The organism is Fictibacillus terranigra (assembly GCF_030412265.1).
In the GTDB taxonomy this organism is placed as follows: domain Bacteria; phylum Bacillota; class Bacilli; order Bacillales; family Fictibacillaceae; genus Fictibacillus_C; species Fictibacillus_C terrinigri.
In genome coordinates this window covers 145,719-169,907 of the sequence record NZ_JAUHLN010000004.1, presented here as the reverse complement: position 1 = coordinate 169,907, position 24,189 = coordinate 145,719, and the positions used below count along the sequence as shown (strand labels likewise).

Below are 24,189 nucleotides of genomic sequence, written 5' to 3'. Positions count from 1 at the left end.
TAAACTTTATTAAGCTTGGTCTCTTTCTATTATCCCTTAATCCACTCCTAATCTTTGCTTTTTTTCCACAATATGAAGCCTAAAATGACACAGATCATTAGAAATAACGCTAATAGAATGAGCCCCATTGGCGTTAGATAGACCAGCCAATTCTCCTCCGCCGGCTTGCCCCTTAATAATATTTTGAACAGAACGATGAACAAGATGAAAGAAAAAACACCAAAATAAACCAGCTTCCTTGCCATGGAATTCCTCCTGTTGTGCTTTTTTGCCTATCCCTGAATCTCTTTTATGCTTTTTCCACGTAAAAACGCGTGTCCCATTGTTATGCTTTGAACGGTCCGAAAACCATACTTTTCATAAACTTTTTCAACTGACTCATTAATCGGAAAAATCCAAAGCTTTTTGATCTCTCTTGTTTTGGCTTCTTTTTGGATAAACTGAATTAGTTGTCCTATTAGCCCCTTTCCACGATACCCTTCAACCGTAGCTGCACTCTCAATCCGAGCTTGATCGCCCTCTGTAAACATACAGGCTGTGGAACAGGCTGTTCCTCCGTACCGAAGGAGATAATGAATGAATGCCGGATGATTGAATTGCTCTCGAAAGACTTTTTCAATGGTTTCTATTCCGCCAAATTCTTTAATGCTTCCTTCGATATACAACGCTTCTTCATAATTTTCTTCCGTTACTTTTTCAATGGTCACCTTCGGGTCGTTGATGAGATCCGTGATTTGATAATTCCAGAATTGAACTGGAATACTCACTTCTTCATAAAGGAACTTTCGCCTTTTTAATTCAGCCAGCAAATTTCCCTGTGCTTCTAATTGATAAATATAGAATCGCGGTATGATGTTTCTTGATTCAAAAAAAGTGATCGCTTCCTCTATCACTAAACCTGGATCTTCAGTATTTTTACTGATATGTATGTGATTTGCATCATAATAGTCAGGCTGGTTCTCATTGCAAAATATGGAGCCCCAGGCTGTTTCTGTGCGCTTCGTAAAGGTTTCAAGATAGGCAAAATCAAGAGTGAATAGATCTTGCAGATCTATTTTCATCATCATCAATTCCTTTTCATTTTTTCTCATGGGCTCCCCCTGCTTTATCATCTATCTGCTTCTATCATACCGCCTTCCATTATTCAGGCAACATCAATCCATAAAAAAGCAGGAACCCGAGGGGCTCCTGCTTCACTTGCTTCTTATTCAAAATCGCATTCCTTGAGCGGAACGACTTTCGTTTTGTGTTTGAATTTGTAGCCTAACCAAACGGCCAGGAAGATCGGAATGCCAATGTAGGAAACGAGAACTCCTTGCCAGTCGATGCTTCCGCCTGTAAATGCGGAATAGTTCTGTCCGAGAATAACGACAATACAGAGAGCGAAAGCGAAGAGCGGACCAATCGGGAACCATTTTGCCAGATAAGGCAGTTCTTTTAAGTCCCTTCCTTGGGCCACATAGGCTCTTCTGAACCGGTAATGGCTGATCGCGATTCCAAGCCAGGCGATAAACCCTGACATACCGGAAGCATTCAACAGCCAAGTGTAGACGACACCGTCACCGAACAATGAAGCCAGAAAGGCTACCGCGCCGACTGCCGCTGTCACGATCAAGGCTGGAACCGGCACACCGCGGGAATCAAGCTTCGCAAGAAATTTAGGTGCCATTCCTTTTCGTGCCATATCCCAAAGCATACGGGTGGATGCATACATTCCGGAGTTGCCGGCTGATAGTACTGCTGTTAAAATAATCGCGTTCATAACAGAAGCCGCAAATGCAATTCCTGCTTTATCAAATACAAGTGTGAATGGACTTACAGTTATATCACTGCTTGCCAATCGGCTGTCTGTATAAGGAATGATCAAGGAGATGACCAGGATTGCCAGAACATAGAACATAAGGATGCGCCAGAACACGCTTTTGATCGCTTTTGGAATGTTCTTTTTTGGATCTTCCGTTTCTCCTGCTGCCACCCCCAACAGCTCCGTTCCCTGGAACGAGAATCCGGCAGCCATAAATACGCCGAGCGTCGTAAAGAATCCGCCGTGGAACGGTGCATCCCCGAGCGTAAAGTTTTTAAACCCGATCGTGTCTCCGCCCATAATGCCGAAGATCATCAGCGTTCCCAAGATCAAGAAGATGATAACAGCAACTACTTTTATTAAAGAGAACCAATACTCTGCTTCTCCAAACCCTTTAACGGATAAATAATTCAATAAGAACATAATGCCTAAAAACAGGGCGCTCCATATAAAAGAAGGTGTATCAGGAAACCAAAATTTCATGATTAACGTTACAGCCGCAAGCTCTGCCGCAATCGTGATGGCCCAGTTGTACCAGTAGTTCCAGCCGAGCGCAAATCCAAGAGAAGGATCCACGAATTTCGAAGCATACGTGCTGAATGAGCCAGCGACCGGCATGTATGACGCCATTTCCGCAAGGCTTGTCATTAAGAAGAACACCATGATGCCAATGGCTACATATGAGAGCAGTACCCCTCCAGGGCCTGCGGTATGAATCGAGCCTCCACTAGCAAGAAATAATCCGGTTCCGATGGTTCCCCCAAGAGAGATCATCGTTAAATGGCGGGACTTCAATCCCCTCTTCAATTCATTCGCCGCGTTTGGAGACGGCGGTCGTGCTGGTGAATTCTTTGCTGTCTTTTGCATAAAAAATACTCCTTTTCGTTTTAGGAAGGAGCGGGAAATAAAAAAGCCGCCAAGCATTGGGCGACGATTATTATTAATCCGCATCATGCCTTCCGTAAGATAGCGCATCCCACCCGCCGGTTGTTCGCGGGTGTGACAGTGCTGTTCCTGTTCGGATACAGCCCCAATTCATACTTCCAGAGTTTAAGCACAAATTTCGGCAGCTTTTCCTTTCACACGGAGTCTATGATGTTCTCTGCATCTCGTACGTCCTACTAATAAAAGCCGCGACCTCTACCTCATCGGATTGATGAGGATTTTAAATATCAAGTTAGTTAACGCTAAGAGTTATTATAAAACAGCCCCTTGTTTCCATCAACTGTTTTTTCTTTCCATCCTATTGCGACGAAATTACCGTTGCGGACACTGGGGTGGTTTCATCTTGAAAAGGAGGCTTCCTTAAACCAATCGTTGAAAATAAAACCCGAAATTCCCATCATTTCGAGTATAATGAACTTTATTCAGGTTATGCTGATTCTGGATAATACAAAAAAATTGAGGTTACTACATGAAGGATCAAAGGTTTAATGATTATCGGTTAAGCGATGAAATAAAACGTGCACTGACTGTGTTAAAATACGAAACACCGACCGAAGTTCAGACGGAAGTGATACCTTTAGCCCTTGGGAAGCAAGATCTTGTCGTGAAATCCCAAACAGGCAGCGGAAAAACGGCCGCCTTTGGTATACCGGTATGTGAAATGCTGGAATGGGAAGAAAAGCGGCCACAGGCTTTAATCCTAACCCCTACACGTGAACTCGCTGTTCAAGTGCGGGAAGACCTTACGAATATCGGAAGGTTTAAACGGATTAAAGCGGTAGCTCTATATGGCAAGGAGCCTTTTGCGAAACAAAAAGAGGAATTGAAACAAAAAACGCATGTGGTGGTCGGTACACCGGGACGCGTTATAGATCACATCGAGCGAGAAACCCTCAGCTTGGATCAAGTCAAGTATCTGATCATTGATGAAGCCGATGAAATGCTGAACATGGGCTTTATTGATGAAGTGAAAAGGATAATTAAACAGCTTCCTTCCAACAGAGTGACGATGGTGTTTTCTGCCACATTGCCTGACGCGGTTGAAAACCTCTGCCATCAATACATGAAGGATCCCATAAAAATTGAGATCGCTTCTGACGGAGTTACGACAGATACCATAGAGCATTCCATAATTAAAACGCAGGAAGACGCAAAGCTTTCTCTTCTGAAAGACGTGACAGTCGTTGAAAACCCAGACAGCTGCATTATTTTCTGCAATACAAAAGAGCACGTCGATACCGTATTTGCAGAGCTGCATTCCGCTCAGTATTCTTGTGAAAAACTTCATGGAGGATTGGAGCAAGAAGATCGATTTGCAGTGATGGACGGCTTCAAGATAGGAAATTTCCGTTACCTGGTCGCCACCGATGTGGCAGCAAGAGGAATCGATATTGATAATGTCACCCTCGTTATCAACTATGATGTTCCTATGGAAAAAGAGAGCTATGTCCACCGGACAGGAAGAACCGGCCGTGCAGGCAAAAAAGGGCGAGCCATTACATTTGTATTGCCTTTTGAAGAAAAATACCTTAGAGCCATCGAAAGATACATCCGGTTTGAGATCGATGAAGCGGTAGCACCAACAACACAGGAAGTCGTGAAAATGAAGCAAGCTTTTGAAGAAAAGCTCAGCGGACGCCGTGTGGTACGAAATAATAAAACAGCCCGCATCAATCAGGATATTACGAAGCTCCATTTCAGCGGCGGAAAAAACAAGAAGATCCGGGCAGTCGACTTTGTTGGAACGATTGCTAAAATCCCTGGAGTTTCAGCAGATGATATCGGAATCATCACCATCCAGGAAAACTGGTCTTATGTGGATATTCTCAATGGAAAGGGGTCACTTGTTATGCAAGCCATGGAAAATACCACAGTGAAAGGCAAGAAACTAAAAGTAAGCAAGGCGAAAAAATAAATCGAATCCTGATACAGAAAAAAGCAAGGCTACAGTTTTTCAGCCTTGCATTTTTTTCTATTAATGCAGAGGACGATCGTTTCATTTCATTTATTTTTTATTCCAATACCACCGAAACCGCACTGTATACCAACAACAGGGCCATCACTACATTAAATGCTCTTCGGTATTTGGATAGAAAGGCTTGAAACATGGAACCAAACAGACTCCAGCTGAACGTAGAAAGAAAACCGATAAAAGCAAGAAACATTGAAAACAGCAACAAACTGATATTGGAATGATAAAAGGGAATTACAAACGTGGAAATCACCGTCAAGCCGTATAAAAGGCCTTTCGGATTAATAAATTGAAGCAGCATCCCAGCCGTAAAGCTGTTATTTCTGTCTTCTGTTTCGCTGCTTTTTGTTTTCCTTGTGCTTGTTAAAACTTTGTAAGCAAGATACAGCATATAAACCGCACCGAGGATCGTCATCGCAAACTCAATCTTTGGAATGACATTCTTTAGCCAAAGATTAAAGCAGCTGCTCAGCATGATGATGATGAAGAACCCTGCCCCTACCCCGAAACAGAACCTGAGCGTCCGCTTTAAACCGTATTGGTTGGCAAACAGCATCGCCATAATATTATTGGGACCTGGCGTGAAGCTTGTAACGAACACATACAACAAAAATGACAAGATGGACATTGTGTTTCCCCTCCGTGGTGTATGTTATAATGTCTATTATGATCACTATAACGATTTTCACTATATTGTACAGAACGGTCGTTATATTGTAAATAGGTCTGGAGGTTATTTATGGAGGAAATCCACCTGATTATAGCAAAAAATTTAAAAGCCTTTCGGGAAAGCAAAAAATTAAGCTTGGAAAAGGTTGCGGAACTCACCGGAGTAAGCAAAACCATGATCGGACAAATCGAAAGAGGAGAATCCAGCCCTACCATTACAACCATCTGGAAAATCGCCAATGGACTGAAAATCTCGTTTACTTCACTGATCAACGAACCACAGCCGGATACGAAAGTCGTGTTGCGAGGCGAAGTCCAGGCCTTAACGGAAGACCACGGAAAATACAGGGTATATCCTTACTTCCCCTTTCAGGATGATCGCCGGTTTGAAATGTATTCTGTCGAGATCGACAAGGGCGGTTTTTTGAGCTCCGACGCTCATGGTGAAGACACTGAGGAATTTATAACGGTCTTTGACGGAGAATTAACCGTACGGGTGAACAACACAGAATATACTGTGAAAAGCGGGGATTCCATCCGGTTTAGAGCAGACAGGCCTCATGTCTATCATAACTCGGGAGAAACACTGACCCGTTTGAGCATGACCATCTATTATCCGAACTAAAAAAGCAGGCTCCCGTTGGAACCTGCTTCTCCTATATTCTCTCTTCGATTGATACACTCTGTTAATGAGGCTTCTTTCCTGTTCCCACTCCATTCATTACAAAGCGGATGATATTTTCAATTTCTTTATCCACACTGTCAGTACCATTTTCAGGAAGCAAGACGAAGTTTGATACGAAATACCCGCCGATAAAGGTAAATACCATTTTTTGAATCGTTCTTGTTGGAAAATCAGCCAGCTCACCGCGCTCCTTAAATACATTGATTATTTTGGCGATCCGAGGGGAGACGTTTTCCAAAAAGAAAGGAAGCATTTCATTCCGAAGTTCTGTATTATAGAGCATCTCTTTCACAACGATCTGAAAGATCTCTTTGTTTTCATTAAAGAAATCAATTCGATTTTTTAGAAAAGCCCTTAAAAAGTCTTCAAAACTAAGAATATCTTTTGTCATCACCTCATTAAACACACCCTCGGCAATGGCAGGAAATAAATCCTTTAGAAAAGGAACGATAACCGAGAGCAATAAGTTATCCTTTGTTCCATATTTACGAAATATGGTTCCCTCGGCTACACCGGCAGCTTTGGCAATCTCACTTGTCGAGGTGTTTGTATACCCTTTTTCTGCAAAGATTCTAATCGCCGATTCCAAGATCTTCTGCTGTTTGTCGGTTGGCTTTTTGTTTTCTGATGCATGGGCAACCATCGCCTCCAAGAGACTGCCTTTAAACAATTTCATCCCTACTTTCGAACGTTCACCTTTATAATTTACGGTACTTTTTCAATGCAAATACATTCAGAATTGTAAAGAACGAAGCAAATATCAATAGTGCAATAAGATCGCAGCTAATATCGCTTAATTCCATTCCTTTATACATTATACCTTTTAGAGCGTCTGCCGCATAATAAAGAGGCATCACTTTAGCCACAGCTTGAAGCCAATCCGCCAATCCATCAAGGGGGATGATTCCTGAAAAGAAGATCTGCGGAACAACCGCGATTGGGATAAATTGAACCATTTGAAATTCAGAGGCGGCAAAAGATGACAAAAGGATTCCCAGGGATAAAGCCACCAGCGCCAATAATAAGTTAATGATAATAACATTCCAAATGGACCCTGCCAGAACCATATCCAAAATATTGATCGCATACAGTACAACGATTATGGTTTGTATGACGGCAAACGTTCCAAAACCAACGAGATAGGCCGTGACAATTTCCCATCTGCGAATGGGTGTAGACATTAATCGTTCCAATGTACCGGAAGTCCGTTCCTTTAATAGGCCAATACCCGAAATGAGGAAAACGAAAAAGAAAACAAAAAAACCAACGAGCGTAGGACTCAGAACATCAAAAAAGTCGGTATTTCTATTTCCGTAAATGTACCCTGTCTTGATGTCCTCCATAGGACGGGCTGCTTTGTCGTTGTTCATCAATGCGGATTGAAATTGTGATACGGTTTGATGAAGCTTCATCTGCAGGGCTTTGGCAGCAGTCGGATCATCATTTTGCAAGGTTAATTTCCATTGAGAATCTTTATACTGCAAAACCGCATCAAGATCATCATCTTTTATCGTCTTTTCCGTGTTCGTTATTCTCTTATAGTGAACGGTATGAATATCGGCTTTTTCCAGTGCCTTAACCAGCTGATGATCCGCACCTGTGACTCCCAGATTCGGCTGGACTTTGTCTGAGTTAAATAAAAGATACATCAGGGATAAGATCAGCAAGGGTGCAATAAACAATAAGGCTAACGTTCGTTTATCACGGAACATCTCCTGAAAGATCCGTTTAATTAGAGCGGCTGTTCTCATGACTTTTCCTCCCCGCATTTAAAAAGACTTCATCAAAGTTGTCAGCTTGATACAGCTCTTTTAACTCGTCTGGTGTGCCGTTAGCCAATATGCGGCCATCCCTGATCATCGCAATCAAATCACACCGTTCCGCTTCGTCCATCACATGCGTCGTTACGATGATCGTTTTTCCTTCCTCATTTTTCAGCCTCAATAATTCATTCCAGATATTTAACCGCAATTCCGGATCAATCCCCACGGTCGGCTCATCCAATATCAGAAGTCTAGGGTTCTGGATTAAGGCAATGGCCAGAGATAATCTGCGTTTCATACCACCGGAATAGGCAGAAACACGTTTATTTAAATCAGCTGTCAGCTGTACGAGATCAGCAGCATAAGCGATCCGTTCTGCCGCCTCTGACTTAGGCATCTTGTAAAGGGACGCGAAAAATTTCAAGTTCTCCTTGCCCGTTAAGCTCAGATACAAAGCATCAGACTGCGCCATATAGCCAATGTGCTGCAGCAATCCGAGATTTGGAACCTTTTCCTTAAATACATGAACCGTACCGTTATCAGGATCATCCATTCCGACCATCAATTTTACTAAAGTGGTCTTTCCAGAACCCGATGGGCCAATAAATCCATAAATTTTTCCTTCTTCAATATTTAAGCTGATCTCTTTTAAAACAGCCTTTTTCCCGAAGCTTTTACTGACGCTCTCAATTTCCACACTATAGTCCATAACCAGCCTCCTCCTGAAAAAGTGAGTACTCACTCATTTTTATAGTAGCATGTTTATGCGGTCTGTCAATAAAAAGTGAGTGCTTACTCACTTTTCTTATTTAAAAACGTCTCGTCCCTTACTATGTATTAATAAACGGAATGACCATATGAGGAGAGAAAGATCTATGCCTATTCGAACAGAGGAAATGTAAGATGTTCATTTCCAGAGGATGTCATTAAACAAGCGTTTAATAATGCGCCGTACAGTGATCAAAAAGAGCATGACCTCGTAAGCCGGTTAAGATCTTCGGCTGCGTTCAGGCCACATCTTATTCACCAGAATACGGATAAAAAATAAAAATGAATCCGTTGAAGCATTGGCATTGACTCCTGTATCAGTCCTGCCCTCCCATCAAAAAGAAGTTAGCGGAGTGGCCGAACACTCTCCTGCTTTCTTTGATTAAAATAGGTTCCTGAAACAGTGGCTACGGCTAAACATTGTGTTTCAGGCATTTATACCGTTCAATTAGAAAAAAGCCATTTTTTAAAGGCAAAAGTTCACGTTGAGCAAACACTGTGAGCGTATATTCATGCGGTCTGTCTGGCGGCCACGATTTACTCACCGATTTAATGCAGTTACTCACGGTAATGTGGATGTTACTCACTGTTTTATCACCTTTACTCACGGAAATTCAGACTTTACTCTCCGTTTTGACACTATTACTCACAAAACGCATCATTTTCATAAATTCTAAGACGTAAAAATAACATACCCCAAGCCAGATCCTTGAATGGACCACTCATTATCCTTCCCTTCCAGAAACACCGTATCTATTGTCTTAAACATTATATTCATCTTGTTACCCCCCATTTTCTTAAAGCTTTTCCCATTCACTTAAATACATGACATCTTGCTCCACTTTAATGTTCTTTTCCGGAAGCAAACAGAGAAATTCCAAAGAATTGCCGTCTGGATCATAGAAGTAGAGATTGGCAGTTGGCGTCCATGTCTGAACCATCGGCTCAGTAGGTTCAAGCCCAAAAGCTGCCCTTGGGCTTATCCCTCTCTCCAAAAGCCAATCCCTCGCATGGATCATGTCGTCATAGGATACCTTGAAGGCAAAGTGGCTTCTATGAAATTCTTCTTCCGGCACCTCCCATACACCCAGCATCTGTTCTCGCTTATTTTTTTTATCAAACCAGTAAAACGCGGCACGCCGCTCTTCAATGATATGAGCGAGATCTAAACCCAATTTCGCATAGAACTCCATAGCTGCTTCTAAATTTCTTGTTTTGACGTGGGTTTCATAAAGCGTTCCTGGAAACATAGTCTGTACCTCCTGGTCTCTTCTATTGCTTTACTTAATCGCGATCGAAAAAAGAAGATTTGTTCACTTCAATATCAGATATTTCGAGTTTTTCCTTTATATCAGCCAAATCTCTCGAAATCTTTTGGGTATTGTACCAAGCGGCAAGTGATGATATGACCACCAATCCTATGGCAATACTGACCCCTGTTGTGAAAATCATATTTTCCTCCTCATTTCCCCCGAACACACTCGCCAATCTTCTATCACGCGAAAGGTTTCTTCTTGCTGCTTGATTGTGTCATCCAGCTCTGCCTGCCAGGCTGACCATACGAGAAAACAGTCCTTTTCTTTTTGAGAAGAGGCCAATGTCATTCCCAGCATTCCTTTCGCTCTTTCCAAGCTTGCATTCCAGACAGGGTCTTCTGCTTGCTGGACCACAGCACGAATAAATTGAGCATTCCTTAAAACTCCCAAAATATCATTCTCCAATCCAAGAATCCTTTTCTCTTCCTGGAACATATCCACTTCGATGGATGAGTATGTATTTCCCTGCCGTGACTGAACAAAGATTTGGTCATGGATCTCACCCATAAAAAAATCATAATCTCCTTGGCTTTCCCAAAATGCATAGATGAAGCCGTCAGAGGGTGTCTTTTACTCCAGCCGCCCACCTGTCCGATAAACCCGTTCACCCGGCTGAGTGATTTCCATTGTTTTTGGGAGTCATAGAAAGAATCCATCTGTCCCTCTATCACCTTGCATGAAATACGTTTAATCAGCATCGGCTCACACCTGATTGACTGGGGAGGCATGTTTTGTATACCACTTCGGTTGAAGAACTTCAAAATCTTGATGATCTTCCAGCACTCCGTTCAATCGTTCCAGCATTTCATCCACTTGATCCGGCGTCTCCCTTACCGACCATACGATGGCAGACATCACATTCATGGCCATATAAAGGGCATATATCATCCAAAAGTCCTCTGGAAGCTTATTCTTAAAATAGCCATTGATCTGTCCGATGCAAAAAGGCACACTCACCTCTTTACTGAATAACCCGACCTTACAGAAATCATGATAAGGATCTCCCCAGTCAAACCGGTTAAAATCAATGACACCCGCATATCGTTTATCTCTCACAACAAGGTTGCTGGGATGAAAATCGTCATGCTGAAACCGATTCGGACGGCTTTTTAAGTGGTGTTTATTCCTCTCGATAAACGCCTTGATTTTCCCATCGTTATTTATTTTGACCTCACCCGTCTCATAGGCCTCTAAATATCGATAAAACTTGCTCATCACTCTTTCATGCCAAGGCTCAAGCTCATCAGGTGCAGGATACTGGTGCATGCCCCACAAGTCTTTCCCTGCACTTTTGCCGATCTGGTATTGCTCCTCTTCCGAAAGATGAGGCAATACCTCACTCGCATCCTCTCCATCAATGTATGAGAGCACATAAAAACAAAGGCCCATCTGATCGAGTCTCCCGATCTCGACCGCCTCCGGTGATTGAACGGGATATTGCATGAGATGATTTAAAAGCTGGAACTCTGATTTCTTCCTCTCATACTTTTCCATCGCCGCCAGCCGTAATAATACAACCCTGCCATCGTTTAACGTTACAGCGTATTTTTCATCTCCCGAAAATCCCTTTGGAATGTGCTCTACTTTTTCAGCACCAGAAAGCGAACGGATTTTGGTTCTTACCCAATCCAATTTCATACTCTAACTACCTCCACCGTTAATTTCTACTTATCATGTATTCGTCAGAAGGGATAAGATTCTCCTTTTAAAAATAAAATTACTAGCTGCTAAGAAAGTATTGATATAATTTTAACTGGATAAAAGGAGGAGTGATGCATATGAAAAATTTGGCGGTATTCTGCGGTTCCAGCAACGGCGTTTCGGATATTTATGTAAAAGAAGCTGCCCGGTTGGGCAAGGAGCTCGCTGACCGGAAAATTGGGCTGGTTTATGGCGGAGCAAGTGTTGGTGTGATGGGCGCGGTAGCGGATTCCGTTCTGCAGCATGGCGGACATGTGACGGGAATCATGCCGGACTTTTTGGAAAAACGAGAAATTTCCCATAAGAATTTATCTAAACTGATCGTAGTTGATTCGATGCACGAAAGAAAAGCGAAAATGGCCGAACTGTCAGATGGATTTATCGCTTTGCCGGGCGGACCCGGTACCATGGAGGAGTTCTTTGAGATCTTCACATGGGCGCAGTTGGGCCTTCACCAAAAACCCTGTGGTCTTTTAAATATTAACCACTATTTTGATCCTCTGATCTCGTTGTTTAACCACATGGCGGCCGAAGGATTTCTGCAGGAAAAGTACCGGGAGATGGCACTCGCCGCTTCCGCACCTGAAGACCTTCTTATTCAATTCAGCACCTATGAGCCTCCAAGCGTAAAAACATATATCTCTGAAAATCAAACGTAATAAAAAAACAGTGCATCATCCGAAAAAATTCGGTATGATGCACTGTTTTTAAAAGGTTACTTCCATGAACAGGCTTTCTGTTTAGATAGCGATAGAATGTTGCCAGGCTCACCCCGGTTTTTTGTACGATTTCATGTATAGAACAGGCGCTGTCTACATCAAAATGCATTTTCAGTGCCAGTTCCAGCGTGAGGGGATCCACTTTAGGTCTGCCGCCTGTTTTTGCTTGCGCCCGGCTGACGCTGCTAGACCGATGAACCACGACCGTATCGCCTTATAGGAAAAAAGTAGAAAAACACTTGGTTTACCTGCCTTCAATCATCTGGTTTTGATCGGGTTGTTTCTTTTCTTAAAAGGTGCTTAAAAGAGGCTGTCCAATATATTCACCCTTTTTTATCCCTCTTGGAACGGCAAATAGTGCACTTCCGATATGCTGCGTATACTCGTTCAGCTTGTCTGCTTTCGACATCATTTTAAGCATCGGTACAAATTGTTCGTCCGGATTTTTTTGATAGCTGATAAACATTAAGCCCGCATCGACATATCCCGTTTTGGAATCCACACCATCCGTGTAGGAATAGGCCCGGCGGTACATCTGCTGTCCTGAACGTTTGGCGATCGCTGTATGGGAATCAGGAGGCATTTGCATCGGATTCACTTTATCATGCTCGTTGATCTTGCCGTACGGAGCACCGCTCTCCTTCTTTCTGCCGAACGTGTCCTCCTGATCTTTTAGAGATGAACGGTCCCAGACTTCCAGAAACATTTTAATTTTGCGGAAGGCCATATACGAACCGCCGTTCATCCACGCTGGCTCACCTTCTCCTGCCCAGATTATCTGGTCATGGGCTTTCGTATCCTTTGGCCCGGAATTCGCGGTTCCATCCTTGAAACCGAAGAGATTGCGCGGAGTTTTTCCATGCTTGGCACTAATGAATCCTGACTGCATCCATCTGATCTCAGCTTTACCCACTGCTGTTTTAATAAAATTCCGGATGGCGTGGAAAGCGACCTGCTGATCTTCTGCACAAACCTGCACACACATATCCCCGCCAATGAATGGGTCCTGGAGGTTATCCCGCGGCATGGCCGGAATGTCCTTTAGATGCTTGGGTGCTTTACTCTTTACGCCAAACCGGTCGATTCCCTTTGTATTGAAAAAAGAAGGTCCAAAGCCAAAGGTCATCGTTAAGCGGGATGGAGGAAGGTCGAGAGCCTCACCGGTGTCTTTTGGAGGAAGCCAATCATTGTTGAATTTCTGTTCTGTCTTACCCTGGCTCATGTGCTCGCTAAGAACCGTCCATTGCTTCAACAGCCGGATCACATCGCTTTTCGAGTCCGTTGTAAAATCGAAGGCAGCAAGGTAAGCATAGGTTTGCTGAGGTGTCACAATGCCAGCCTGATGCTTGCCATAAAACGGGACGCTTTCCTTTTCAGCAGATGACCCTGATTTTTTCGTGGTCTCCCCAAAGACATTTGTCATGGTTGTGACTGCGCCGATGCCGCTCGCACTGATCGCTACCCCAGCCCCAGCCAGAAGAGACATTTTCAGCATGTCCCTTCTTGAATAAGTTTTAAGTTCTTCCTGCTCCTTTACCGTTTGGTCTTCTTTTTCCTTCACGTTGATTCTCCTAATCTATTGAAAAATTTCAGCCGTTTGGGCCATGGATTCAGATAGTGTATTCAACTGCTGGCTCAGCTCACGCACCTGAGGCTTGGTCAGTTTCTTGTAATCCAAATAAGCTCCGCTTTTCTTATGCTCTTCAAGCAAGGCTGTAATTTTATTAAATTCAGTATCCAAATCTTGTGCCAAATCTTTATTTTTTTCATTAAGAACCGGGAGAACCGCATGGTATACCGCCTGAGAACCTTCTACATTGGACGCGAGGTCAACGAGGTCAATGTGCGAATAACGTTCTTCTTCTCCCGTTACCTTGGAGATTGCCGCTTCATTCAGCAATTCCATGGAACCTGCAACAATCTGAGTCGGGTTCAATTTTACACCCTGAACCTTTTTCTGCAGCTCCGCCACATCTTGATCAAGCTGGTCGGCGTATTTTTTCATATCCTTTAAGCTGCCGTCTTTCCATAAGGCTTTTTCAATTCTATGGAAACCTGTCCATTCACCTTCAACATCGTTCTCGCGAGCGTCAATCTTTGGATCAAGATCACCGAAACTCTCGGCGATCGGTTCGATGCGTTCATAGTATACACGAGCTTCGGCATAAGCCTCTTTCGCTTTTTGTGTATCGTTCGCTCTTACGGCATCATTAAAAGTTTTTGTTGATTTGACCAGTGCCTCTGTCTGTTCGTCCACATACGTTTTATATTTCTTCACTGCTGTATCCAATACTTCTGTCGTTTTCTGTGTAGTTTCTTTTGCTTTTTCAAGGTTTGTTAAGGAACGGTCCAAGTCCACGCTTAACTGCTGGACCTTGCTGCTGTTATAGTTATCTTTTGTTACTTCTGCATACAAAGGGAGCAAGTATTTTTCAGTGTCCGTATACAGCAGCGGGTACTTTTCGCGGATGTTGTTCTCATACGATAACCATTGCTTATTCAAGCGTTTGCCGTATTCTTTTACTTGTTCTTCATTCTTTTCTTGAAGAGAGTCTTGCAGTTGATGGAGTGATCCCTGCATTTCTTTTACTTGTGATTTCAGTTCATTTTTCTTGGATGATGATGCTTTTTTATGTTCACCGGATGATGCCGCCTCATTGCTGCAACCCGAAATAACGGGTACTGTGATTAAAGAAAGAGTCAGTGCAGTATGAATAATGGATTTTGATAATTTCATGATTAGCTGGCCTCCTGATGCCGATTATGGTTATTTTTTTTCTTCTTTAACTGCTGTGCAAAAATGACAATGATTGCCATGCTGATGATAATAAGCTGCGGCATCGTACTGTACAAGGACGGATACACGCCAAATGAATGGATGGCAGGAATGTATTCAGCTGTTGTGGACGGCATGAAGCCTGAGAGCTGCAAGCTGTGTATGCCGGATCCCATGAATTTTATGCACAGATAAAACACGATCAGACTTGAAATCATAAAGAAAGGCTTCAGCGGCAGACGAACGCTTAGCTTCAGCATGCATACACCGATGGCGGCCAGGATTCCAAACCCGAGAAGGATACCTGTAATCAAAGAGGTGTAGGACATCTGATTCGCCATCCCGATCAAGAAGATGACGGTTTCAATTCCTTCACGGAGAACGGCCAAGAACGCCAATATTCCGAGTGAGAGAAGTTTTCCACCGCTTACCGCTTTTTCTGTTTTCGTCTTCATAAAAGAGTTCCAGCGGTTCACATTGGTATTTCTGTGCAGCCAGTAACTGACGTACAGCAGCATGAGGCTCGCGATGACCCCAGACCAGCCATTAATGAGAAAATTATTCTGGCCGAAAGCAGATGAACTCAGCACATAGCTGACGAGGAAGCCTACCCCCAAGCTGGCAGCGATTCCTGTGATCGTTCCGCCCCAGACATAAAGACCGCCTTTACTTTCTTCTCTTCGTTTTGTAAAAGTTAACAGGGCGCCGATCACAAGCAATGCTTCAAGGCCTTCACGCAGCGGAATCAATGCTGCATCCCACATGCCGTATGAAGAATTTGCGAGCGGTGTCAGGTCCTTCTCCATATCATCAAGCATTTGAATGGATTTCTTGTTTTCATTCGGGTTATTGACAGAAGAGGCAAGCAGAACCAGCCTCCGCTCGGAGTTGTTATATACTTTTTGGGATTGCCCTACCACGTTTCCTTCTACGCTGAGCCAAAGAGATTTCAACTCCTCAACCTGTGCTTTTGATTGGGCTTGATCCCCTTCATCAAGAGATTGTTTCGCTTCTTTAATTTTTAGTAAATACGCAGAGATACTTACGTGTTTCGAAGATGTTTTGGCAGATGAATTGGCCATCTGTCCTTCTTTATATTGATTAAGCAGCACTTTTAGCATTTGAAGAGATTCTTCCGATTTCTTCTGATCTTCATTTAACATTGCTACAGAAACAGCTGCCATTTTCGTTTTTATCTTGCTGTAGCCACTCAGATTTTCTTTACGGACCTCCCCTTCAGCCCGGGTCCATTTCTGTTTAAACGTGTTAAACGACGTTTCAGCCTGGTTGAAATCCTTTTGTTTCACCGCATCAATCGATGCATCTATGTAAGGGATGCTCTGAGACACCTTGACCTGGGAGCTGCTTTCCTTCGCTGCTGCCTGAGATGGTATACCTATTAATAAAAAAAAGGCAAAAATAAAAATAGAGAGATTTCTTCTATTCATTTGAATTCCCCCAACATAATTGATAATAATTATCATTACTAATGATGATGGCAATTGGCTGCTTTGTCAATAAGTTTTGATATAAAAATGAGACAGAAAATTCTTCCTTTCAAAAGATGAAAGGCATGAAAAAAAGACGCGAATAAAATCGCGTCTTTTTTTTAGAAATCAAAGTTATCAGGGTCTGGTCCTACTCTGAGATTTTGATTTAATTGATCGATCTGAGTCATTTCCGAATCCGATAGCTCAAAATTAAAGACCTGGGAGTTCTCGATGATTCGATGCTCCTTCGTTGATTTAGGAATGGTAACGACCCCATTTTGCAGATCCCATCTTAGGATAATCTGAGCCACAGACTTGTTGTGCCGGTCTGCTATTTCTTTTAAAACCGGATGATCCAGCAATTGCCCCTGCATCAAAGGTGACCAGGCTTCGAGCTGGATATCCTGCGTTTTACAAAATTCCTGAAGCGCTTTTTGGTTCAACCGCGGATGGTATTCAACCTGGTTGACCATCGGTTTGATCTCCGCATCCTTCATCAATTCCTCAAGATGATGAATTTGAAAATTGCTTACTCCGATTGCTTTTACCCGGCCTTCCTGATATAGCGTTTCAAGCGCTCTCCAGGCATCTTTATACTTGCCTTCAACCGGCCAGTGGATAAGATACAGGTCCAGATATTCCAAGCCAAGCTTTCTCAGGCTCTCTTCATAGGCGGCCAGCGTGGATTCATAACCCAAGTCCGTATTCCAGACTTTTGAAGTAATAAATAGATCTTCCCGTTTTAAATCTGTTTGGGCAAGCCCTTCTTTGATCCCTGTTCCGACACCCTCCTCATTTTCATAGATGGCTGCGGTGTCAATGCTCCTATAACCGTGCTTAATGGCTGACTTTACAGCATTCACCAATTCCGGACCATCTTCAACTTTAAATACCCCAAGCCCGAACCAGGGCATTTTTACTCCATTATGCAAAGTGGTTGTATCTTGTAAATGATTTGCCACTATTCTTCCTCCTCTTGTTAAGCTAAATCAAACAAGTTTATTATCGAACATTAATTTTCAAATGAGAAGTACGCACTTTCAAGTGACGTAGGAACTAATAAGTTCTATGATTACTTTTTGGTTCCTGTAAAGCTTGATATGAAATGCAATTCACGTCAGCCGCTTCATGTCCTCCTTACGTCCCGTTCATCTGGTTATGGCATAAACGCAAGTGTCAGTCAGCCTTGAACCATCTGCTGATAAATCATCGTTTTTGTGGATTCCCTCCAGGATAAACCCCAATTTTTCCGGAATCGATCGGCTTCTTATGTTTGCCGATTCACACCTGATTTGAATTCTTTTAAACTGCAGCTGTTCCAAACCAAAATCCGTTAATTTTTTTACAGCTTCAGTCATATATCCGCGTCCGACGAATTTTGTGTTCATCCAGTATCCTAATTCACATTTTGGTATCTCCCAGTCAATCCCCTGCAGACTGGTGGTGCCTATAAAATCAAAAGTGTTCTTGTCAAAAATGAGGAAGCGGAAGTTTTCTCTTTTCAGAAAGCTGATATGTGCCCCTCTCAAATTAATTTCCGTTTCTTCTACAGCCGGAATCGTCTGAGCAAATGGCAGCCAGGCTTTTAATTCTTGATGAGATGCTTTTATCGCTTGATTGACGACCTCTCCATCCCCAGACAGCAAGGGTGCTCTAAGGATCAGTCTTTCCGTTTCTAATTGAGTCGGAACTTCCATTAATAAAGGATTCATAGCCATCCCCCTTTGTCTTGTCATTTTTTTTATATTCGTTGTGGGTGTTAAAAAACTCCCATCCCAAAATAGTTCTTGAGGACGAGAGTTGCAGCTTAGCGGTACGACAGATTATTCCCTTTATTTCACATGTCCGGATCTCATTTTCATCCAACGGTCATATATAAAGGAGTTAAAAGTTTGCGTTTCAACATGGACAGTTCCTCAACACCCTGCCAATATTTGTGCGAGATGATGATTCATATGATCAATGTAATCCTTTACGAGCCACTCTAACGTTTGAACGGTTTGGGCATCTACTCTACAATCAAGCTTCCACTTTTCTTCAGAAACATTCACAAGAAGCGCGGTGATCTGTTTATTGACTGAAATCCATAGATGAATAATATCTTCGACGCTAAAAGAATGCTGATAATCATGGATCTCCACAAAAAAATCCTGATTATAGCCTTTTAATGTAACCACGTCAGTTGAAGCGATGATATCAACAAAACGCTGGTGATTCACATTCCCTGAATCACAAAGATGTCCAAGAATTTCTTTTTTAGACCACTTGGACGGAAGTGGTTTATCCTCGAAATCCGTAACAGTTTCCATTTTCCTCGGTACTGCAGAGAGGATCTTTTCCAGCTCTGACACTAACTGATTCATTTAACATCCCCCATTGCTTCTCTAAACCATGCGTCTAGATCGATTTACTTCCCTTTTCTGCATGAAGCACCGATAGTCCTTCACTATCACTATACGAAATATCATCAATCCCAATTTCTTAACCCTCATTTTTCAGCAGCATTGAATTGACCTGGATATCCTTTTGATGTTTTAAGTAGGTCCTTTCAATCAATTGGTTTACAGCCTGTTTGTATTCGGCTCCGCCTACTTTTGAAGGCTCTCCAATTTCTTTTTTCAAATATTGCTGACTTAAGTTGCTGCGTTCAATCTGTTCTTTTATTTCTGACCAATACTGTTCTTCTGTTAAATTGGAATCTTTCAGCCTGCGGTCATGATACTTCTTATTTTCTCCAGTCTGCAAGGCTTCGAGTTCTCGCTTCACTTCCTCCCGATTAATATTCATGCCTGCCTTTAAGGCTTCCCTGGAGAATATAAAATAAGCTATATGATTTACGATATCGGTCATCTCTTCCAAATCCATGTCGGGTGTAAGCTTAAGCCAAAAGGTTTTTTCATCCTTCTTTACTAAAGCATAAACGTTAGGGTCAAGCAGCAGTGCATTTTTTTTAACCGCTTTCGTAACATCCATTTCTGGAGCATCGGTCTGCTCCGGGTGGCCATCAGTGGCCGTTCGTACATTCTCTGTTTTTTCATTTGTGGAAAAGGATACAAACCCAATAAAACACACCAGCACCAATCCTAGAACAACATACTTGTTCTTCATCAATGTCCCCCGTCCGATAATTTAAGCCTCTTTATTTTTTATCGTCTGGCTATTTTTCCTTAGTCTGATAACATCTCACAGAGCAACGATGATCAATATTAACAGTAATACCGGTTTTCCTCATCCTTAATTAAACCTCTCCTTTTATTTTACCAGACATATCCATTTCCGGCATTCTTTCTTCTGAAATGAAGGAAAAGACAATGGTAAACTAAAGAAAGAAAATCTAATAAGAGATAGAAGATGATTTTTCAATGCACCACCAAAAAAGGATACGTGATTACGGGGTAAAAATAGGGCGGCTGGAACCCGGTCACTATAACGCCATTACCGATATAGCGGGTGTAACAGTCGGCCATGTAACCCTTAGTGATGAGGACATGCAAACAGGAGTAACAGCCATCCTGCCCCACCCTGGCAATACGTTTAAAGAAAAATTGATTGCTTCAAGCCATGTGATCAATGGCTTTGGAAAAACGATGGGTGCCATTCAAATGCAAGAGTTGGGTGTGCTGGAGACGCCCATCATTTTAACGAACACCTTAAGTATCGGAACAGCAGCAGATGCTTTAATCCAATATATGCTGGAAGATAATCCTGAAATCGGCCGTTCGACGGGAACGGTTAATCCTATTATCGGAGAGTGCAACGACATGCTGCTCAATGATGTGAGGGCACAATTTGTTAAGAAGGAACATGTTCACGAAGCGATACATAACGCTTCACCTGAATTTGAGGAAGGCAGTGTCGGAGCAGGAACGGGCATGCTTTGTTATTCCTTGAAAGGCGGAATCGGTTCAGCATCCAGAAGATTTCAATTGGATCATGGAGAATACACCATCGGCGTGCTCGTGTTGTCGAACTTTGGGATTTTAAGTGATCTTATGATAAACGGCAGGATGATTGGGCAGGAGCTGAAAGCACTGCTCCAATCATTGGAGGAAAAAGATAAAGGCTCGATCATGGTGATCGTTGCCACTGACCTGCCAGTTTCTGAACGCCAGCTCAACCGTATCATTAAACGATCGGTTGCCGGATTATCACGGACAGGTTCCATCATCACGCATGGCAGCGGAGAGATCGTCATCGGATTTTCAACAGCGACTAAAATCCCCCATGACAAACCTTCAACCTGCTTAACCATTCCTGCCATTCATGAGGAGGATATGGATACAGCTTTTCGTGCCGTTGGAGAAGCAGTGGAAGAAGCTGTGTTAAATTCTTTAGTAACAGCCACCCATATCGTGGGGAGAGGCGGAAATGAAAGGCCGGCGTTTAAAGATCTGCTAAAGGAATTTAACATCGCTCTCTCATAACAAATTTAATGATTGCTTCTATTATCCTATCCATGTATATTCAGATTTGCCATATATAAAAGTATAAAGAGTGATTCCATTGAAGACTCGCAAATTAAGGATAGCCTATAGTATCGCAATCATTATCACCATTTTTTCAGGCCTCGCCTCCAGAAAATGGAGCCATCTGCTTCCGCTATTAGCGGCACAGAATGCCGGGGATGTGCTGTGGGCCATGATGGTCTATTTCGGATTTCGATTTTTGCTCATACAAAAGGGCCTGCCGACAGCCATATGTCTCAGTCTGTTGTTCAGCTTCGGCATTGAATTCAGCCAGCTTTTTCAGGCTGACTGGATCAATCACATTCGAAATACATTGTTCGGAGCATTAATCCTGGGCAAAGGTTTTCTTATTGCAGATCTGTTTCGATATGCCGCAGGGATCCTGATTGCCGCGGTCTTAGATATAATGACACTATCAAAATAAAGTGAAAAGGGCGGCTGATTCGCCGCCCTTTTCTGTTCTTTTTATTATTAAATTTCTTGCAGCTATACTTTTTTATACCCTCATAGATTGTAAGCCTACTCTCCATATCATATGGTCATAGCCTTTGTCCCAATAATCCTGAAGCCGGTAATCCGGTTCACCGAATTTCTTTGTCCAGATTTTTTGCGCACTTTGGTATCCGCTGTCTAAACAAAATTCGTTTATGCCTCTATTCTGAAGTGTGGCATACATCCTGCTCAATAAGAGATTGCCTATGCCTTGTCCTTGGCAATCAGGATGAACAAACACAGTACCGATCTCCATCAGCTCTTTTAGAGCACCTTTTGTACAAGAACGGATAAGTTCACTTGCGGGACCGAATTCGATGGATCCAACCATTTGATCCCTTACAAGTGCAATTAGGAAATAGCGATCCTTTCCTTCACTATTTAAATCATTTTCCAAATAATCTTTCTTCCTCTCTATTTCCTCGTTTAAATCTTCCAGCTTCTCTCCGATTCCCTCTTTAGAAAAGGTATCAGTAATGACGATTCGGAAAAATTCATGCAGCAGTGAAACATCTTCAATCGACGGCCTTCTTATCTCCACATTAAACATGAGATTCTCCCTTTCTGCTTCAGAATGGCTAAAGTAATTACTCTACAGTCCGGGCAAAAAACCTTTGTTCAGGTTAAACGTTCGTTTATATTGCATTTATTGCCTAACGTATCATTCTTAAAGCTCTTTTATTCGTTTCGTAAGCTCCTTAAACCTAAGATCAAGTTCATTATATTCTTTATTCTGGGGAGTCATAAAACTAAGCTTCCCTAAAACTTCTTGCCTCTCTGTTTCAAGCTGCAGACGAATTTCTTCCTTATCATCTTTTGCGGATGCTGGTTCGCCTAACTGCTTGTGGATACTTGAGTTCGCTATGACAAGCTTGGTATTGGCCGTTTTTTCCAGGAAGTAGCGGTCATGCGATACGACCAATAAAGTACCATTATATTGAGCTAACGTGTCTTCAAGCTGTTCACGTGAAGCTAAATCAAGATGGTTCGTTGGCTCATCTAAGATCAGTACATCTTTATCTTCTAAAATATACTTCATCAGCTTGCACTTGACACGTTCACCCATGCTCATATGTTCAATGGGTTCTGACCATTGAGAAGCCATAAATCCCAGATGCTTCATTAAGTTTTGAACCTGCCCCCTCTCTTCGAAGGTTTCTTTATAAAAGAGCTCCGCGGGCGTTTGCTCAAGCGGTAAATCAAACACTTCCTGCGTTAAATAGCCGATCTTGGCAGAAGGTGAGACCCATACCTCTCCTTCAGCCGTTTCCTGTCCGAGAATGACTTTTAAAAAAGTCGTCTTCCCGCTGCCATTCGGACCAGAAATGGCAACTTTTTCTCCATGCTGTATCGTAAAACTGGCGTCTTTAAACAACGTTCTTCCATTAAACGATTTAGTTAAATTTTTAACTTCCAAGAAGCGTTTTCCCACTTTGTTATTTGCTTTCATGTAGAAACTCACTTTGTATTCTGGTTCAAGCGGTTCAACGTTCATTTTCTCAATCTCTTTCTCGAGGCGCTTTTGTTTGGATTTTACTTGGGCATCCATGCGTTTGGCTTTCACTCGAAAATATTCTTTAAACCCTTCTTTTTTCGTCGATTGTGCATGGGCTTTTTTCGACCAGGAGGAGAGCTCATTCATTTGGCCTTCAATGCGTTCAACCATTTTTTTCTGTTTCTCAAATTCCCGCTGCTGTGTGAGTCTTTTCTGTTCACGCAATTTCATATAACTGGAATAGTTGCCCTTATGGCTTATAAGGGTTTTATTTTCAAGCGACCATATCTTGGTTGCCACTTGATCTAAAAAATAACGATCATGGGATACAAGAATAATGGTGCCTCTGTGTCTTTTAATCAGTTTTGTGAGAATCTTCATGCTTTGCTCATCAAGATGGTTTGTTGGTTCATCCAGCAATAAAATGTCTGTCTCTTGTGAGAGCCCTTTTGAAAGCCGGGCCTTTAATTTTTCCCCCCCGCTCAATTTGGAGAAATCAAGAGTTGGAACTTGCCATTTCTCTAATAAGGCCACTTCATCAGAAGTCACCTCTTCAAAAGAATAAGACTCGGTTTCTTGTTCAACCATCGTCTTTTTAAGATCGTTTTGCAGATGTATCATCTGTCCTTTTGAAGGCGGTACATCCTGGTTCAGCAACTTTAACAGGGTGGATTTCCCAGCACCATTCTTGCCAATGATCCCGATCACATCTCCCTGCTGTACGTTTGTATTTACATTTTCGAAAATAGTGTTTTCTTTTATTTCCACACTTACATTTTGTAATAAGATTAATTCCTGCATCAATTATCTACCCCTCTTCGTGGGAGGATAAAAAAAAATCCTCCCAATGAATTTGGAAGGATTAGTCGCATTTTACCGTACTGAAATAACCCATCTTTCATTGCAGAAAGATGGCAGGAATATGGTGAGAAAATGGGCAGACTAATCCTTAATTAGTATCATTCGAAATATCATTTCAAATTTCTAAAAAAGAGATTAGTTATCCATCGTCCACCCATCATTCCTTTCAGCTTATAATCACTTTTCATTGTAACACCTCTTTGCAGAGATGTCTAACGCCCCTAATAGCAATCTCCGTTAGCGGTGGGCAGACATTGACGGCCAAGC

The 24,189-nt window shown here is 42.5% G+C and carries 24 protein-coding genes, 1 pseudogene and 1 riboswitch; of the genes and pseudogenes, 5 read left to right on the top strand and 20 right to left on the bottom strand.

What is annotated here, in order from left to right:
• Positions 1 to 47: 47 nt before the first annotated feature.
• The 3 genes from QYF49_RS18790 to QYF49_RS18780 form a co-directional block, all read right to left on the bottom strand.
• Positions 48 to 245, bottom strand: coding sequence for a hypothetical protein (locus QYF49_RS18790; RefSeq protein WP_290401136.1), 198 nt, complete (start codon positions 243 to 245; stop codon positions 48 to 50).
• 27 nt (positions 246 to 272) lie between these two features.
• Positions 273 to 1,091: a GNAT family N-acetyltransferase gene (locus tag QYF49_RS18785; protein WP_290401135.1), complete on the bottom strand. Its 819-nt coding sequence runs from the start codon at positions 1,089 to 1,091 to the stop codon at positions 273 to 275.
• 113 nt (positions 1,092 to 1,204) lie between these two features.
• The gene (locus QYF49_RS18780) at positions 1,205 to 2,671 is read right to left on the bottom strand and encodes an amino acid permease (RefSeq protein WP_290401134.1); all 1,467 of its coding nucleotides are present in this window, start codon (positions 2,669 to 2,671) and stop codon (positions 1,205 to 1,207) included.
• 92 nt (positions 2,672 to 2,763) lie between these two features.
• Positions 2,764 to 2,955: riboswitch (Lysine riboswitch) on the bottom strand.
• A 263-nt stretch (positions 2,956 to 3,218) separates the two neighbouring features.
• Here QYF49_RS18780 and QYF49_RS18775 point away from each other — a divergent pair.
• Positions 3,219 to 4,664, top strand: a complete 1,446-nt coding sequence (locus QYF49_RS18775) for a DEAD/DEAH box helicase (RefSeq protein ID WP_290401133.1) — start codon at positions 3,219 to 3,221, stop codon at positions 4,662 to 4,664.
• Positions 4,665 to 4,761: 97 nt separating this feature from the next.
• On the opposite strand, the gene QYF49_RS18770 is transcribed toward QYF49_RS18775, so the two are convergent.
• Positions 4,762 to 5,349, bottom strand: coding sequence for a LysE family transporter (locus tag QYF49_RS18770; RefSeq protein WP_290401132.1), 588 nt, complete (start codon positions 5,347 to 5,349; stop codon positions 4,762 to 4,764).
• 111 nt (positions 5,350 to 5,460) lie between these two features.
• On the opposite strand from QYF49_RS18770, the gene QYF49_RS18765 reads away from it, so the two are divergent.
• Positions 5,461 to 6,015, top strand: coding sequence for a helix-turn-helix domain-containing protein (locus QYF49_RS18765; protein WP_290401131.1), 555 nt, complete (start codon positions 5,461 to 5,463; stop codon positions 6,013 to 6,015).
• A gap of 61 nt (positions 6,016 to 6,076) precedes the next feature.
• On the opposite strand, the gene QYF49_RS18760 is transcribed toward QYF49_RS18765, so the two are convergent.
• From QYF49_RS18760 to QYF49_RS18730, 7 genes and pseudogenes are all read right to left on the bottom strand, one after another.
• Positions 6,077 to 6,751: a TetR/AcrR family transcriptional regulator gene (locus QYF49_RS18760; protein WP_354005854.1), complete on the bottom strand. Its 675-nt coding sequence runs from the start codon at positions 6,749 to 6,751 to the stop codon at positions 6,077 to 6,079.
• Between the two features lie 22 nt (positions 6,752 to 6,773).
• Positions 6,774 to 7,826, bottom strand: coding sequence for an ABC transporter permease (locus QYF49_RS18755; protein WP_290401130.1), 1,053 nt, complete (start codon positions 7,824 to 7,826; stop codon positions 6,774 to 6,776).
• A complete protein-coding gene (locus QYF49_RS18750; protein WP_290401129.1) occupies positions 7,804 to 8,547 on the bottom strand; it encodes an ABC transporter ATP-binding protein in 744 nt (247 codons plus the stop codon). The genes QYF49_RS18755 and QYF49_RS18750 overlap by 23 nt, the downstream gene beginning before the upstream one ends.
• 856 nt (positions 8,548 to 9,403) lie before the next feature.
• Complete coding sequence (locus tag QYF49_RS18745) at positions 9,404 to 9,856, bottom strand: VOC family protein (RefSeq protein WP_290401128.1); 453 nt, start codon at positions 9,854 to 9,856, stop codon at positions 9,404 to 9,406.
• Between the two features lie 34 nt (positions 9,857 to 9,890).
• Complete coding sequence (locus QYF49_RS18740; RefSeq protein WP_290401127.1) at positions 9,891 to 10,058, bottom strand: hypothetical protein; 168 nt, start codon at positions 10,056 to 10,058, stop codon at positions 9,891 to 9,893.
• A pseudogene (locus QYF49_RS18735) lies at positions 10,055 to 10,578 on the bottom strand (DUF4937 domain-containing protein). The gene QYF49_RS18740 and the pseudogene QYF49_RS18735 overlap by 4 nt, the downstream one beginning before the upstream one ends.
• A 46-nt stretch (positions 10,579 to 10,624) precedes the next feature.
• Positions 10,625 to 11,560 carry an aminoglycoside phosphotransferase family protein gene (locus QYF49_RS18730; protein WP_290401126.1) on the bottom strand — a complete coding sequence of 312 codons (936 nt, stop codon included), beginning with the start codon at positions 11,558 to 11,560 and terminating at the stop codon, positions 10,625 to 10,627.
• 140 nt (positions 11,561 to 11,700) lie between these two features.
• Between QYF49_RS18730 and QYF49_RS18725 the strand changes: the two genes are divergently transcribed.
• On the top strand, positions 11,701 to 12,282 hold the full coding sequence (locus QYF49_RS18725) for an LOG family protein (RefSeq protein ID WP_290401125.1): 582 nt from the start codon (positions 11,701 to 11,703) through the stop codon (positions 12,280 to 12,282).
• A gap of 349 nt (positions 12,283 to 12,631) precedes the next feature.
• On the opposite strand, the gene efeB is transcribed toward QYF49_RS18725, so the two are convergent.
• The 7 genes from efeB to QYF49_RS18690 form a co-directional block, all read right to left on the bottom strand.
• Positions 12,632 to 13,909, bottom strand: coding sequence for an iron uptake transporter deferrochelatase/peroxidase subunit (efeB, locus tag QYF49_RS18720; protein ID WP_290401366.1), 1,278 nt, complete (start codon positions 13,907 to 13,909; stop codon positions 12,632 to 12,634).
• Positions 13,910 to 13,918: 9 nt separating this feature from the next.
• Positions 13,919 to 15,079: an iron uptake system protein EfeO gene (gene efeO, locus QYF49_RS18715; RefSeq protein WP_290401124.1), complete on the bottom strand. Its 1,161-nt coding sequence runs from the start codon at positions 15,077 to 15,079 to the stop codon at positions 13,919 to 13,921.
• A 2-nt stretch (positions 15,080 to 15,081) separates the two neighbouring features.
• Positions 15,082 to 16,566 carry an FTR1 family iron permease gene (locus tag QYF49_RS18710; RefSeq protein WP_290401123.1) on the bottom strand — a complete coding sequence of 495 codons (1,485 nt, stop codon included), beginning with the start codon at positions 16,564 to 16,566 and terminating at the stop codon, positions 15,082 to 15,084.
• Positions 16,567 to 16,727: 161 nt separating this feature from the next.
• Positions 16,728 to 17,570, bottom strand: a complete 843-nt coding sequence (locus tag QYF49_RS18705; protein ID WP_290401122.1) for an aldo/keto reductase — start codon at positions 17,568 to 17,570, stop codon at positions 16,728 to 16,730.
• A 186-nt stretch (positions 17,571 to 17,756) separates the two neighbouring features.
• Positions 17,757 to 18,320, bottom strand: a complete 564-nt coding sequence (locus QYF49_RS18700; protein ID WP_290401121.1) for a GNAT family N-acetyltransferase — start codon at positions 18,318 to 18,320, stop codon at positions 17,757 to 17,759.
• A 204-nt stretch (positions 18,321 to 18,524) separates the two neighbouring features.
• On the bottom strand, positions 18,525 to 18,971 hold the full coding sequence (locus QYF49_RS18695) for a DinB family protein (RefSeq protein ID WP_290401120.1): 447 nt from the start codon (positions 18,969 to 18,971) through the stop codon (positions 18,525 to 18,527).
• A gap of 118 nt (positions 18,972 to 19,089) precedes the next feature.
• Complete coding sequence (locus QYF49_RS18690; protein WP_290401119.1) at positions 19,090 to 19,716, bottom strand: hypothetical protein; 627 nt, start codon at positions 19,714 to 19,716, stop codon at positions 19,090 to 19,092.
• A gap of 254 nt (positions 19,717 to 19,970) precedes the next feature.
• On the opposite strand from QYF49_RS18690, the gene QYF49_RS18685 reads away from it, so the two are divergent.
• Complete coding sequence (locus QYF49_RS18685; protein ID WP_290401118.1) at positions 19,971 to 21,032, top strand: DmpA family aminopeptidase; 1,062 nt, start codon at positions 19,971 to 19,973, stop codon at positions 21,030 to 21,032.
• 70 nt (positions 21,033 to 21,102) lie between these two features.
• Positions 21,103 to 21,498, top strand: coding sequence for a ribosomal maturation YjgA family protein (locus QYF49_RS18680; protein ID WP_290401117.1), 396 nt, complete (start codon positions 21,103 to 21,105; stop codon positions 21,496 to 21,498).
• 72 nt (positions 21,499 to 21,570) lie between these two features.
• On the opposite strand, the gene QYF49_RS18675 is transcribed toward QYF49_RS18680, so the two are convergent.
• Both QYF49_RS18675 and abc-f read right to left on the bottom strand, forming a co-directional pair.
• Positions 21,571 to 22,116: a GNAT family N-acetyltransferase gene (locus QYF49_RS18675; protein WP_290401116.1), complete on the bottom strand. Its 546-nt coding sequence runs from the start codon at positions 22,114 to 22,116 to the stop codon at positions 21,571 to 21,573.
• A 117-nt stretch (positions 22,117 to 22,233) separates the two neighbouring features.
• Positions 22,234 to 23,862 (bottom strand): ribosomal protection-like ABC-F family protein, encoded by a 1,629-nt coding sequence (gene abc-f / locus QYF49_RS18670; protein ID WP_290401115.1) that lies wholly within the window; start codon positions 23,860 to 23,862, stop codon positions 22,234 to 22,236.
• Positions 23,863 to 24,189: the final 327 nt, after the last annotated feature.